The 14291-nt window shown below is 41.0% G+C and carries 12 protein-coding genes; 5 read left to right on the forward strand and 7 right to left on the reverse strand.

The window, feature by feature from the left end:
- Nucleotides 1-14: 14 nt before the first annotated feature.
- Genes ACRWQL_RS02575 through yceD form a run of 4 tightly spaced genes read right to left on the reverse strand, consistent with a single transcriptional unit; the run spans nucleotide 15 to nucleotide 2741 of the window.
- Nucleotides 15-974 carry a beta-ketoacyl-ACP synthase III gene (locus ACRWQL_RS02575; RefSeq protein WP_434925923.1) on the reverse strand — a complete coding sequence of 320 codons (960 nt, stop codon included), beginning with the start codon at nucleotides 972-974 and terminating at the stop codon, nucleotides 15-17.
- A 9-nt stretch (nucleotides 975-983) separates the two neighbouring features.
- Nucleotides 984-2012 (reverse strand): phosphate acyltransferase PlsX, encoded by a 1029-nt coding sequence (plsX, locus tag ACRWQL_RS02580; RefSeq protein ID WP_434952183.1) that lies wholly within the window; start codon nucleotides 2010-2012, stop codon nucleotides 984-986.
- A 15-nt stretch (nucleotides 2013-2027) separates the two neighbouring features.
- The gene (rpmF, locus tag ACRWQL_RS02585) at nucleotides 2028-2198 is read right to left on the reverse strand and encodes a 50S ribosomal protein L32 (protein ID WP_226410183.1); all 171 of its coding nucleotides are present in this window, start codon (nucleotides 2196-2198) and stop codon (nucleotides 2028-2030) included.
- Nucleotides 2199-2216: 18 nt separating this feature from the next.
- Nucleotides 2217-2741, reverse strand: a complete 525-nt coding sequence (yceD, locus tag ACRWQL_RS02590; protein ID WP_434925921.1) for a 23S rRNA accumulation protein YceD — start codon at nucleotides 2739-2741, stop codon at nucleotides 2217-2219.
- Between the two features lie 234 nt (nucleotides 2742-2975).
- Between yceD and ACRWQL_RS02595 the strand changes: the two genes are divergently transcribed.
- A complete protein-coding gene (locus tag ACRWQL_RS02595) occupies nucleotides 2976-3590 on the forward strand; it encodes a Maf family protein (protein WP_434952185.1) in 615 nt (204 codons plus the stop codon).
- A gap of 58 nt (nucleotides 3591-3648) precedes the next feature.
- On the opposite strand, the gene ACRWQL_RS02600 is transcribed toward ACRWQL_RS02595, so the two are convergent.
- Nucleotides 3649-4296, reverse strand: a complete 648-nt coding sequence (locus tag ACRWQL_RS02600; RefSeq protein ID WP_434952187.1) for an HAD-IA family hydrolase — start codon at nucleotides 4294-4296, stop codon at nucleotides 3649-3651.
- 32 nt (nucleotides 4297-4328) lie between these two features.
- Nucleotides 4329-5285: a 23S rRNA pseudouridine(955/2504/2580) synthase RluC gene (rluC, locus tag ACRWQL_RS02605; RefSeq protein ID WP_434952189.1), complete on the reverse strand. Its 957-nt coding sequence runs from the start codon at nucleotides 5283-5285 to the stop codon at nucleotides 4329-4331.
- A gap of 787 nt (nucleotides 5286-6072) precedes the next feature.
- Between rluC and rne the strand changes: the two genes are divergently transcribed.
- Together rne and ACRWQL_RS02615 are read left to right on the forward strand one after the other, a co-directional pair.
- Nucleotides 6073-9387, forward strand: coding sequence for a ribonuclease E (rne, locus tag ACRWQL_RS02610; RefSeq protein WP_434952191.1), 3315 nt, complete (start codon nucleotides 6073-6075; stop codon nucleotides 9385-9387).
- A 201-nt stretch (nucleotides 9388-9588) separates the two neighbouring features.
- Nucleotides 9589-11148, forward strand: a complete 1560-nt coding sequence (locus tag ACRWQL_RS02615) for a SulP family inorganic anion transporter (RefSeq protein ID WP_434925916.1) — start codon at nucleotides 9589-9591, stop codon at nucleotides 11146-11148.
- Between the two features lie 125 nt (nucleotides 11149-11273).
- Here ACRWQL_RS02615 and ACRWQL_RS02620 read toward each other — a convergent pair whose 3' ends face one another.
- Nucleotides 11274-12203, reverse strand: coding sequence for a bifunctional methionine sulfoxide reductase B/A protein (locus tag ACRWQL_RS02620; RefSeq protein WP_434952193.1), 930 nt, complete (start codon nucleotides 12201-12203; stop codon nucleotides 11274-11276).
- A 162-nt stretch (nucleotides 12204-12365) separates the two neighbouring features.
- Here ACRWQL_RS02620 and ACRWQL_RS02625 point away from each other — a divergent pair, with 162 nt between their 5' ends.
- A complete protein-coding gene (locus tag ACRWQL_RS02625) occupies nucleotides 12366-13205 on the forward strand; it encodes an isopenicillin N synthase family dioxygenase (protein WP_226410191.1) in 840 nt (279 codons plus the stop codon).
- A gap of 104 nt (nucleotides 13206-13309) precedes the next feature.
- Nucleotides 13310-14251 carry a ribosome biogenesis GTPase YlqF gene (ylqF, locus tag ACRWQL_RS02630; RefSeq protein ID WP_434925914.1) on the forward strand — a complete coding sequence of 314 codons (942 nt, stop codon included), beginning with the start codon at nucleotides 13310-13312 and terminating at the stop codon, nucleotides 14249-14251.
- The last annotated feature ends 40 nt before the right edge of the window (nucleotides 14252-14291 follow it).

Here is a 14291-nt window from a genome sequence, read left to right on the forward strand (position 1 = left end):
TTAAATTAAAGAAATTAGAAGCGAACTAACGCACTGCCCCAAGCAAATCCTGCTCCAAAGGCTTCTAAAAGTAATAATTGACCACGTTGAATTCGACCATCTCGTACCGCTTCATCTAGTGCAATCGGTACAGATGCAGCTGAAGTATTACCATGCCTTGCTAAAGTTAAGACAACTTTATCTAAACTCATATTCAATTTTTTAGCGGTCGCATTAATAATTCTAAAATTAGCTTGATGTGGGACTAACCAATCAATTTCGGATTTGTCGATATTATTAATCCGCAAGGTTTCTGTGACAACATTTGACAGTTGAGTGACGGCTACTTTAAATACATCGTTGCCCTTCATGGTCATATAACCGACCGCTTCTGAGGATTCATTCGCCCTTGGAGGGAATGAGCATTTTAATAAATCCCCCTGGCTGCCATCTGCATATATATGGGTATTAATAATACCTGGAGTATCACTGGCACCAATCACGACAGCACCGGCACCATCACCGAATAAAATGACCGTTGAACGATCATCAGGTCCACACATGCGCGATAATACATCTGCGCCAATAACTAACACTTTTTTAGCCGCGCCGGTTTTGACAAATTGGTCTGCTACAGATAATGCGTAAACAAAGCCTGAACACGCGGCAGCAATATCAAAAGCAGGGATTTGTTTAACACCTAACATGGCTTGTATTTCACAAGCTGCCGCAGGAAAAGCATTAGGGGCACTCGTGGTACCACACACAATCATGTCAAGATCAGTTGCTTCGATACCCGCCATCTCAAGCGCTTTAAGTGCAGCTTGATACCCCATAGTCGACACTGATTCATCAGTGGCTGCTATGCGACGTTCTGAAATACCTGTACGATCCATAATCCATTGATCACTGGTGTCGACCATTTTTTCTAAATCTTGATTACTGCGCACTTGCACAGGCAGATAACTACCTGTTCCGAGAATTTTTGTATGCATATGATGTGATCAGCTATTGATGTCTAAAAGAATCGACTCCAAACGATCATTGATCATTTCAGGAAGACGACGTTTCGCTTCAGTTGCTGCTAAATTAATGGCTTGTAGATAGGCAGCTTCATCAGCGTTTCCATGACTCTTTACTACTATTCCGCGCAATCCTATCAGACTTGCACCGTTATAGTGGTCGGGGTTCATCTTACTGAGTACAGCTTGTATGCGTGGCGCGATGAGTTTGGACAATAAACGAACAAATATGCCGCTATTTAAACCACGTTTTAACTGGTGAACTAAAAGCTTGGCAATACCTTCTGAGGTTTTTAAAGTAATATTGCCGACAAAACCGTCGCACACTATTACATCTAAATTACCCGTGTAGATTTCATCACCTTCGACGAAACCGACATAATTGAGTTGATCTGTGTGTTGCAGAAGACGTCCAGCTTGTTGTACTTGATCGTTACCTTTAATCTCTTCAATGCCGACATTTAATAAAGCGACTTTAGGCCGAGATTTTTTATGTACCGCTTCGCACAAGACTGACCCCATAACAGCAAACTGAAATAAGGTTTCTGAATCACATGCGACATTAGCACCCAAGTCTAACAAATAAACAGGCTTGCCCGTCACTGTCGGTAAACATGAAACTAAAGCTGGTCGGTCGATACCTGGTAGCGTTTTCAATAGCACTTTTGCCATTGCCATTAACGCGCCAGTATTGCCGGCACTAATACAAGCTTCAGCTTTTCCATCCCTGACTTGTTCTAGGGCAACGCGCATTGAGCTATTTTTACGAGTACGTAAAGCATGTACAGGCCGATCATCCATAGCCACTACTTCTGTAGTATGAATTCGTTCAATTCGAGATAAAATAGTGGGGTCAACTGATGAAAGAAACGGTTCGATTTCAGCTTGGTTGCCGATAAGGATAATATGAAGAGAGGAATTAGATTTCAGTGCCTGCAAGGCTGCAGGCACTGTGACGTGGGGACCATGATCGCCGCCCATCGCATCTAACGCGAGCGTCAGATTCGTCATTAAGTCGTCAACAAATTACTTGTTGATAACCTTTACACCGCGGTAAAAACCATCGGCAGTCACATTGTGACGTAGATGTAATTCACCGCTAGTTGCGTCTACAGATAATTGAGCAGTGCTCAATGAATCATGTGAACGGCGCATTCCGCGCTTTGAACGAGATTTTTTATTCTGTTGTACAGCCATTTGACTTGTCTCCTACGATTACTTGCTCTTCAGTTTTTGTAACACTGCAAACGGATTTGGACGCTCCTCATGAGCGGGGTCGATCTCGCCTACAACTATATCTTTCGATCCCAAACTGCAATCAGTATCTTCATGCACTGGGATAATCGGCATAGCGACTATCAATTCATCTTCAATCAATTGATGCAGACGTACTTCACCAATATCATTACACTCAATTGGGTCATACGCATCCGGGAGCTCATCGATTTCTGTTTCATTCTTACAAGGACTGAAACAAAACTCGACCGTAACCTCAGTAGTATATTGTGTCATGCAACGTTGACATAGCAGAGTGAGCTCCGTCACAGCCTTCCCGCGAAGGTAGACTATCCCCTGTAAGTCGACACCACATTCCAACGACACAACTACGTCGGAACAGTCGCCGGCACATAACTCATTTAATCGCTTATTCTGCTTACTAGGAACTATGCCATCATAACGAAGACTGCTACTAGCGGCGCGAAAAGGATCAATTGAAACCGGTATCTTTACTGTTTGCATAAGGCGCGCATATTATAGTTTGAAAACGTTAGAGTCAAAGAAAATTTCTGCAAAATGCACTAAAATCTACCCTAAGATATATTCAAGCTCTCTATCACTACCAACATTAAATTTGAATGATGGCAAATTTTACCGAACAGTCCCTGCATACACAAGCATTTGCAGCGATATTTACCGCATATTAACGATTAATGGTAAACTTTGTGCTATCAAAGACTGATTAGATAAGAAATCATGCCTATAAAGTTAATTTTAGCCTCGACATCCGTTTACCGTCAGCAACTATTATGTAAATTAAATTATCCATTTACTACTATTAACCCCAATATTGATGAATCACCACTAATAGATGAAACAGCAATACAGTTGGTTGAGCGTCTAGCACAGCAAAAAGCATTGGCGGGTAGTGCATTAATCGCTGCGGACACATCATCACAACACAATAACCATAACAATATCGTTATTGGCTCTGATCAAGTGGCACTTATAAATGGTGACATAGTGGGTAAACCCTACACGGTTGAAAATGCGATTAAACAGCTCACAAAAGCTTCAGGCCAAGCCATTACCTTTTATACTGGTCTAGCAGTTTATAGCACTGAGACAAAAGTAATGCACAGTTGTATAGAAAAATTTACAGTTCACTTCAGACAGCTAACAGAGGCACAAATTGGCTTTTACGTTAAGACTGAACAGCCGCTGTATTGCTCGGGTAGCTTTAAAAGTGAGGGATTAGGCATTGCGCTGTTTGACAAGCTTGAAGGCGACGATCCCAATACACTTATTGGCTTACCACTCATAAAGCTTATTGATTTATTAGCATTGCAAGGTATTGATGTATTGGCATAGCAACTTCACCCACTAGAGCAGATTTATTTACCTTTAATCTAATGAGTAACACATTAGATTAAAGGTAATAAACTAATTCAGCGACATTATCGACAATGGCTAACGGGTTAGCAGCTTGCAGTTGTTCAACCAAATTAGCACCGTAACTCACCCCAATAGCTGCAACTCCAGCATTATTGGCCATATGCAAATCATGAACCGAATCCCCAATCATCACAGCTCGATGGGCGGGCACATTAAAATGTGCAAGCAGAGAATCAATCATCATAGGATCAGGTTTACTTTTCATTTCGTCAGCACAACGACTAGCAGCAAAATAATGCCCCATACCACTGAGCGCTAATACCCTGTCCAAGCCCGCGCGGCCTTTACCTGTAGCAATAGCTAATGTGTAACCATGGCTAAAAAGCTGGTTTAATAAAAGTTCACTACCCTCGAATAATGGGCTAACTGTATTAGCTGATAAGAAATGGTGTCTATAACGACTAACAATATCTTCATGCAGATGAACTAAATCAGTGAATAAAATATTGAGTATTTTGGGTAATGAAAGACCTATCAAGTCACGAATAGCACGTTCACTTGGTACCTCTATACTAAGATCATGAGCCGCGGCTTGCATGCAGCTCACAATGGCCCCGATGGAATCCATTAAGGTGCCATCCCAATCAAAAATCACTAAGTCAAATTTATTCTGCAATGTCATATCATTCACTTTTTCAGTCATTGCAACTAATATTAAATCTTTTTGAGTTTTTCTAGTGTTTGTAACAACACATCATCCAACGGCGCACTGACTTGCATTGTGGTATCGGTTTCAGGATGGGTGAACTTCAATTCTGCAGCATGTAAGAACAAACGATTTAAGCCAATTGCACGCATACTGTCGTCAAACTTTTGCTCGCTATACTTATCATCGCAAGCAATAGCATGACCAGCAAATTGACAGTGAACTCGGATCTGATGAGTTCGCCCTGTCACTGGGCTTGCTTTTACTAAAGTTGCGCCTTCAAAGCGTTGCATAATCCGGTAACGCGTTTCGCATTCTTTTCCTTCCTGATTCACCCTAACTATGCGTTCACCCGATTTTAAGGTAATTTTTAGTAAAGGAGCTTTTATGACCTTGTCTTTAGCCTGCCAATCGCCACGTACTAATGCCAAATAATCTTTTTGCATTGTTTTGCTGCGTAGCTGCTCATGTAGGTGTTTTAACGCGCTGCGTTTTTTAGCCACCAATAAGACGCCTGAGGTATCTTTATCTAAACGATGCACCAGTTCTAAAAACTTTTGTTGAGGTCGTAGCGAGCGCAAACCTTCAATCACGCCATAATCTACCCCACTGCCTCCATGTACAGCAATCCCAGCGGGTTTATTCAATACGATAAGAAACTTATCTTCATGAATAATTCGCTCTTCTAATTGAGAGACTCTAGATAGATTAGGTGACGGTGCTGTACGATTATCTTTTTCTGCCACTCTAACCGGCGGAATACGAACAACATCATCTATTTGAAGTTTATACTCAGGTTTAATTCGCTTCTTATTAACTCTCACCTCACCTTTTCGCACGATTCGATAAATCATGCTTTTAGGAACGCCTTTAAGCTTAGTTAATAAAAAATTATCAATTCGTTGTTCAACATTATCTTCGTCTATGGTGACGAAGTGAACTTGGGGGGTAGTTTCAGTATTCATGATGCGCCAATTTGTGAGAACGTCGCTATTGTAGCTTATTTCAATAAAACTTGGCTATCACAAGCACAGGACAATCATACTCTCTTGTATAAATGCTGTTTTACAAACCACTAACGTACGCATGAATGACGTTTAAATGAATAACAAGTGCCTGCATTCAAAGAAAAGGGAAATAAGAAATTGCATCAGTAATACAGCAATCCATTGCACAACACCCCATAATAGGTAACTGAAACAATCATCACTTAAAAGATTATAGGCTTTTGATTGCCGAACTTAGCTAATATTGCTATATTTGCGCATTGAATGAGGACAAACCGTGGATAAACTGTTCACAACCTATTCAATTAATGAAATTCAGTGCAATTTACACATGAGCTTTATCGGTAGCAAATCATTGATTTGCAAATTATAAGTTTTTAAAACACGTCATTATTATGTGTTTATAATTAAACCGTAAGTTTAGTTTAAAAAAATGTAAAAACTGCCTGATTTCAACCGCCAAATTCGAACAATATTTTAGCTTGTTATCAAACAACCGATTCGATTAGGCATTACTGGAAGAAACTGATATTTATGGGGTTGGTTGTTAATGCAACGGATTCCTTGTTTTTGTAAACACTAGAAAATAAGCCATAAATTAGGCCGCGACACGCAGAGAATGCGTTTAACAGTCGTACTGCGCGCCTATATAGCCTGTAACAAGCCGTGAGGCTGCTAAACTATTCGCAGGCCCGTAATGCAAATAATTGTTGTTTGATGACCTTTATAGAAGAATCACGTCATCATGAAACGTATGTTAATTAATGCAACTCAATCTGAAGAGTTGCGTGTCGCCCTAGTAGATGGGCAACAATTGTATGATCTGGACATTGAAAGCCCAGGCCATGAACAAAAAAAATCAAATATTTACAAAGGTAAAATCACCCGCGTAGAACCCTCTTTAGAAGCTGCATTTGTTGACTATGGCGCTGATCGTCATGGTTTTCTTCCGTTAAAAGAAATTGCCCGCGAATACTTCCCTAAAGGTTACTCTTTTCAAGGTCGTCCTAACATCAAAGAAGTGGTGCAGGAAGGTCAAGAAGTTATCGTTCAAATCGATAAAGAAGAACGTGGCAACAAAGGCGCTGCCTTAACCACCTTTATCAGTCTTGCGGGGTCTTATTTAGTATTAATGCCAAACAATCCGCGCGCGGGTGGCATATCTCGTCGCATTGAAGGTGATGAGCGTACTGAATTAAAAGAAGCGATGTCTGAACTTGAAGTGCCACATGGCATGGGTTTAATTGTTCGTACTGCGGGTGTAGGCAAAGAATCAACTGAATTAAAATGGGACTTAAAAGTCTTACAGCATCACTGGGATGCTATTCAAGAAGCGTCTAAAACAAAAGGTGCTCCTTTCTTAATTCATCAAGAAAGTAATGTTATTGTTCGCGCAATTCGTGACTATTTACGTCGTGATGTTGGTGAAATTCTCATCGATCATCCGCGTATTTATGAAGAAGCTAAATTACATATTGGCTTAGTTCGTCCAGACTTCCTTGAACGCGTCAAAATGTACGATTCTGAAGTACCTTTATTTACCCATTTCCAAATCGAATCTCAAATTGAGTCAGCTTTCCAGCGTGAAGTTCGTTTACCCTCTGGCGGTTCAATTGTTATTGACCCAACAGAAGCATTAACCTCTATCGATATTAACTCTGCCCGCGCCACTAAAGGCGGTGATATCGAAGAAACGGCATTAAATACTAACCTTGAAGCAGCAGACGAAATTGCCCGTCAATTACGTTTACGTGATTTGGGTGGATTAGTGGTTATCGACTTTATTGATATGACGCCTGTTCGTCATCAACGTGAAGTGGAAAATCGCATGCGTGATGCAGTGCATCATGACCGCGCACGAGTGCAATTAGGTCGTATTTCACGTTTTGGTCTGATGGAAATGTCGCGTCAGCGCTTGCGCCCTTCTTTAGAAGAGTCTGCTGCACATTTATGTCCTCGCTGTCATGGCCAAGGTACTATCCGTAGTACAGAATCTTTAGCATTATCGATTTTACGCTTAATGGAAGAAGAAGCCATTAAAGAGCATACCACTCAAATCGAAGCCATTGTTCCGGTTGATGTTGCAGCGTTTTTACTTAACGAAAAACGTAAAGCCATTCGCATTACCGAAGAACGTCATGGTGTAGAAGTGTATGTTATTCCTGATGCGCACATGCAAACACCTGAATATCGAGTGATCCGCCGTAAAAATGATGATGAAATCACCGAATCAAGCTTTAAGCGCGTTGAAGCACCTAAATCAGAATTGTACGAGCCACGTAAATTAGAGCGTACCTTAGCACCAGAGCCAGCTTTAAAAGGTTTTGCTGCACCGCAAAAAACAGTTGAAGAACCTAAAGCTGCTCCAGTTAAGCCTGTAGTTGCTGCTACGCCTGGTTTATTCAGCCGTATTACATCTGCAATTAGTGCTTTCTTTAGCAGTGATGAAACTGAAACAAAAGAAAAGCCTGTAGTTAAGCCTGCGGTAACACAAGATAAAACTAACCCTCGTCGCAGCCGTCGTAATGATAGCGGTGATAATCGTAATGAAAGTCGCAACGACAGCCGTAACGATACTCGTCGCAAACGTAACGATAAAGATTCGACAACAACTGATAACAAGAATACTCGTGGCCGTAATAAGCCTAGTCGTGACAAAGATGACACTAAAACAGCTAACAAACCCGAACCTGTTAGCAAACCGGTAGTCAGTGACGATAAACCGACCAAAACTGTTGCGACTGAAAAAACACCTAAGCAGGAAGCTGCACGTGAACGTCGTCAGCGCCGTAATATGCGCAGAAAAGTACGCATTGAGAATGAGCAAACTAATGACCAAACACTGTTAACCACTACGACTAATGAATCCACACCAACGGATTTAGCTAAAGATGTGCGAAGTGATGTTAATAATGTTGAGACAAATGAGTTGGTAGCTAACGTTAATGCTGAAGCTAATTCTGAAGTTAACAATTCAGCTAAAGATAGTAAGCCTGTGCGTAAGCGTCAGCCTCGTAAAGAAAAACCTGCTGATAACCAATCAGCCGATAAATCAGCGACAGTTGAACAAACTACAACCGCAGCGACGGAAGAAACAGCTGAGTTAAAAGTAGACACTAGTGTTGCAGCAACTGTAGAAGCTGTTGCTACAACGGTACCAACTACAACTGCAGCAACAACTGCAACTATACCAGCAGATGAAACGGTTAACGTAACCGAAACAGTGTCTGAAACTGATGAGTCTGATGATGATAAACGTGAAGGTCAGCGTCGCAGCCGCCGCAGTCCACGTCATCTTCGTGCAGCAGGTCAACGCCGCCGCCGTGATGATGACGAAGGTGCTTCTTCTGATACCGCGCCAGTGTTCACACCTGTTGATGAACTTGATAGACAGTTAACCGAAGAGCTCGCACAAACTCAAGCTGCTACCGCAGCCGACGTTAATCAACCTACTGCAAAGGCTGAACCAGTGTTAGAGAGTAAAGCTGCTAACACATCAGTTGCTGAGGTTACTGAGGTTAAAGTAGAAGCATTTGCTGAATCAACAAGGGTTGAAGCAGTACAAACAGCTCCTATCGTTGAAAGTAAAGTTGAAGTTGAAGCTAAAGTCGAAGCTGAAACTAAAGTTGTTCCTGTTGCTGCTGAAAAATCAGTATCTGTAACAACTGAGGCGTTACCAGTTTCTGAACCAGCGGTAAAAGCTGAAGTTATTACCCCCGTAAAAGACGTGCAGTCAAAATCAACGGAAGCAAAGCCAACCAAAGCCGCAGTTAACGCGCCTATGGCAAAGCCGGCCCCAATAGTGCGTAAAGTGGTTGAGAAAGCTGTAGAGCTGAAAGCTGAGCAAACCAAAGCTGAAGTTGTTGTGGCACCAAAACCTGCCAGCAATAGTCGTTTTGGTTCAATGGTAAGTTCAACTACAACTAAGCCTACGGTTGAAGTTCGTGAGCAGCAAGCTGTACCTCAAGGTAAAAGCTACGCTGAAACAGACAAGCCAGCTGCAGCAAAATCAAATTTTGCTAATAGCGCAACTGCTGAGATGACTAAACCACAGTCATAACAAAGTCGTTTAATAAGTTAAAGCCATGCTAAAGCATGGCTTTTTTTTTAATTAATTTTGATATAAGCTTAATTCCTCGCTGTTCAAATCATATCAACTTCATTAATTGTTCTTCATGTCAGATTATTGGTTTAGAAGTGGTACGATTTTTGTTAAGATTACGACCTTAATCATCATTAAAATAAACTTAATAGAGGCTAAATGTTCGATATCATTCGTCATAAAACTGCCAGCAGTAAGGCAGATATTCTATCAGGCTTAACCGTTGCGCTTGCGCTGATCCCTGAAGCTGTAGCGTTTGCATTTGTTGCACATGTTGAGCCAATGGTCGGGTTATATGCGGCATTCATCATGGGCTTAATAACAGCTGTTATCGGTGGCCGTCCAGGAATGATCTCTGGTGCAACGGGAGCTATGGCTGTTGTGATGGTGTCATTAGTTGTAGAACACGGGGTACAGTATTTATTTGCAGCTGTGGTACTTGCGGGTATTATCCAAATTTCAGCGGGTGTCTTTAAACTTGGCAAATTCATCCGTATCGTGCCATACCCTGTCATGATAGGCTTTGTAAATGGCTTGGCTATTGTTATCTTCCTCGCGCAACTTGGACAATTTAAAGTTAAAGATGCGGCAGGTAACATGGTTTGGATGGCACAAGAACCTATGATGATTATGGTTGGCTTAATTTTACTCACCATGGCCATTATCCATTTCTTACCCAAATTAACCACAGCAATACCGTCTTCATTAGTGGCCATCTTAACCGTAACAGCAATTGTTGTTGGTTTAGAGATGGATACTCGTAATGTGTTAGACTTCTTGAAAACCATGAGTGGCAACGATGCTGCCACTATTGCAGGCTCTTTACCTAGTTTCGCAATTCCTAGCGTGCCATTTAATTTTGATACCTTTTACATTATTTTACCCTATGCCTGTATTTTAGCTGCGGTGGGATTAATTGAATCATTACTGACTTTAACCGTTATCGATGAAATGACTAATACCCGTGGTCGTGGTAATAAAGAATGTGTTGGTCAAGGTGTGGGGAACATTACCAGTGGTTTCTTCGGTGCTATGGGTGGCTGTGCCATGATTGGACAGTCAATGATCAACATTAACTCAGGCGGTCGCGGGCGTTTATCTGGTATTACTGCCGCGCTTGCTCTGTTGGCATTTATTCTATTTGGTTCGGCATTCATTGAAATTATCCCATTAGCAGCTTTAGTTGGGGTGATGTTTATTGTTGTACTGGGCACATTTGAATGGGCAAGCTTTAAGGTAATGCGTAAAGTACCTAAACATGATGCTTTCGTTATCGTACTCGTTACAACGGTTACCGTGTTTACTGATTTAGCGTTTGCAGTATTTGTCGGTGTTATTGTATCGGCGTTAGTGTTTGCTTGGGAACATGCCAAACACATCAATGTTGATGTCAGTGAAGATGAAAATGGTTGGAAAGTTTATCGTTTAAACGGCCCATTATTTTTTGGTTCAGTGGCGCATTTTCTTGAACTGTTTGATGCGCAAAATGATACGCAGGATGTCATTGTTGATTTCCAAAATTCACGGGTTGCTGACCACTCCGCGTTGGATGCAATAGATACCTTGGCGGAACGTTATGTTAATGCAGGCAAACGTTTACATCTTCGTCATTTAAGCCAAGACTGTGTGGCTTTATTGCATAAAGCTGGTGATTTAGTTGAAGTTAATTTAATTGAAGATCCGCATTATAAAGTAGCTGATGACAAGTTAGATTCATAAATTCAAACTGAAATCTTTTGTGGCATATCTATAAAAGACCGCTAAAAAGGGCGACAATAATTAATATTGTCGCCCTTTTTATATACAAAAAACGAACTAAATATATAAAGATAGCTAACAGTGGCTTAGGTTGCTGATTTCAATTTATCCGCAAACAGCGACTTAAACTTATCAAATTTAGGTTTTACCACCATTTGACAATAAGGTTGTTCGCCATGTTTAGCAAAATAATCATTGTGATAGTTTTCTGCTGGATAAAATACATCAAAAGCAGCTACTTCAGTCACAATAGGATCAGGCCAAATTTGCGCTTGCTGTAAAGCATCAATCATCTTATTAGCACTGTCTACTTGAGCGGCTGTGTGCGCAAAAATAACCGAACGATATTGCGGACCTTTATCATTGCCCTGCTGATTTAATGTTGTCGGATTATGGCTTTTAAACAATATCTCTAATAACTCTTCAAAACTGATAATTGTAGGATTAAAGCTGATATGCACCACTTCAGCATGACCGGTTTTACCAGAACAAACCGCATCATAATTTGCGTGTCTCTCCTCTCCACCAGCATAACCAGATTGCACACTCTCAACCCCCTTAAGCGCCAAAAATATCGCTTCGATACACCAAAAACAACCCGCACCAAAAGTAGCTTGCTCTAACACAGACACTGAAGCATTGCTCGACTCATCATCTAAACTTGAGGTTGATTTAAACACCATGGAAACAGAGTTAACACAATGACGAGTATTTTTATCGGTTAATCGCTCCCCCTCAAAAACATGGCCTAAGTGCCCGCCACATTGATGACAGGTTATCTCTACTCTTTGCCCGTCTGCATCCATTATGCGATCGACTGCACCAGCAATTTCATCGTCAAAAGCTGGCCAACCACAATGTGCATTAAACTTATGTTCACTTCTATATAATGGCGCTAAACATTTTTTACAACAATATAGACCTGCGGCATCGTGATTAACATATTCACCTGAAAAAGGCCTTTCAGTGCCTTTTTGCTCAATGACAAACTTCTCAAATTCAGTTAATACTTGCATTCATTATCTCCACTTTAATCATTGGTCCAACCAACTGAATCATTCTACGTTAGTTAACCGCTAATCGTTCAACATAAAAGACCGTGAACAACCGCAAAAAATTGCAGCATTCTATGACAAGCGTTACCATTACCACGGGTCAAAAACAAATAAGAAACTAATATGAAACTAGAAACGATTGATTATCGTGCACCTGACAGTGCCGAGCGCTTTGTAAAATCATTGCATGAAACTGGATTTGGGGTGTTATCAAACCACCCTATCAAACAATCTTTAGTCGAAACAATTTATCAAGAGTGGTACGCATTTTTCAATAGCGAAGAGAAACAAGCGTATTTATTTAAACCTGAAACCCAAGATGGCTTTTTTCCTGCTTCAGTATCTGAAACTGCAAAAGGAAATAGCGTAAAAGATATCAAAGAATATTTTCACGTCTATCCTTGGGGCCGTATACCCGATTCATTGCGCGATAATATTTTAGAATATTACCAACAAGCTAATCATTTTGCAGCCGAGTTACTTGGATGGATAGAACAATATTCACCAGCAGATGTTGCTGAAAAATATTCGATACAGCTATCAGAAATGATCAGTAATAGCCAAAAAACACTACTACGTATTCTACATTACCCGCCAATGCAAGGTGATGAAGAATTAGGTGCCATTCGCGCTGCAGCACATGAGGATATCAACCTTATTACCGTTTTACCGGCTGCAAATGAACCCGGTTTACAGGTTAAGAATAAGCAAGGCGAATGGGTGGATGTACCCAGCGACTTTGGTAATATCATCATCAATATTGGCGATATGTTACAAGAGGCCTCAGGGGGATATTTTCCATCCACATCACACAGAGTAATAAACCCACAAGGAGCTGACAAAACTAAATCACGTATTTCACTGCCTTTGTTTCTTCATCCTAATCCGGAAGTGGTGCTGTCTGAGCGACACACCGCTGACAGTTATTTAATGGAAAGGTTGCGTGAATTAGGTGTAATTTAAACCATTAAGCTTCCACAAAGCGCCTTAAGGCGCTTTTTTTATGCTTTTCATTTGGGTTCAAGGTACAATATTGGCATTGTTACTCAGTAGTAAAAGGCAACATCATGGCAATTCAGTGGTATCCAGGACACATGCACAAAGCACGCAAAGAGATTGAAGAGGTTATGCCTCAAGTCGATTTGGTGATTGAAGTGCTAGATGCCCGCATTCCTTATAGTAGTGAAAACCCCATGGTGACTCAGTTACGTGGTGGGAAGCCCTGTATTAAACTGCTGAACAAATCAGATTTAGCCGATCCCAAAGTGACCGAGCAATGGATTGAATACTTGGAACGCGAGCAAGGTGTAAAAGCATCAGCTATTACCACGCTGCAGCCCGCTATGGTCAGAATGATCCCCGATTTATGCCGTAAATTAGTCCCACATCGCGATATTATTGAAAAAGATATTCGTACCATGATTATGGGTATTCCTAACGTGGGTAAGTCTACTATTATTAATACGTTAGCTGGACGGGTTATTGCAAAAACAGGTAATGAACCCGCGGTGACTAAAAAACAACAACGCATTAACTTACGCAACGGTATTGTATTATCTGATACTCCAGGGATTTTATGGCCGAAAGTGGACAATGAAGCAAGTAGTTATCGATTAGCGGTAACAGGTGCGATTAAAGATACCGCTATGGAATACGAAGATGTGGCAATGTTTGCAGCAGAGTATTTATTAAAAGCCTACCCAGAACTAATTTGCGAGCGTTATAAAATTGATAATCTACCAAACTCTGATTTTGAGTTATTGGAAGAGATTGGCCGTAAACGCGGTGCATTACGTCCTGGTGGACGTATCGACTTACATAAAGCATCAGAACTGTTATTACACGAATTCCGTTCAGGGAAAATTGGCTTACTGAGTTTAGAAACGCCAGCAATGATCGAAATAGAAAAAGTGGAAGTTGAACGTATTATTGCTCAAAAAGAAGCTGACAGATTGAAAAAACTAGAACTGAGTAAACTTAAACAATCTGGTAAACGTCACCAAGGGTAATTATTATTCACCACCCTATTAAAGTTAGTTAAATAAAAAA

Origin of the sequence: Shewanella sp. HL-SH4 (genome assembly GCF_051164845.1) — a bacterium.
Taxonomy (GTDB): domain Bacteria; phylum Pseudomonadota; class Gammaproteobacteria; order Enterobacterales; family Shewanellaceae; genus Shewanella; species Shewanella glacialimarina.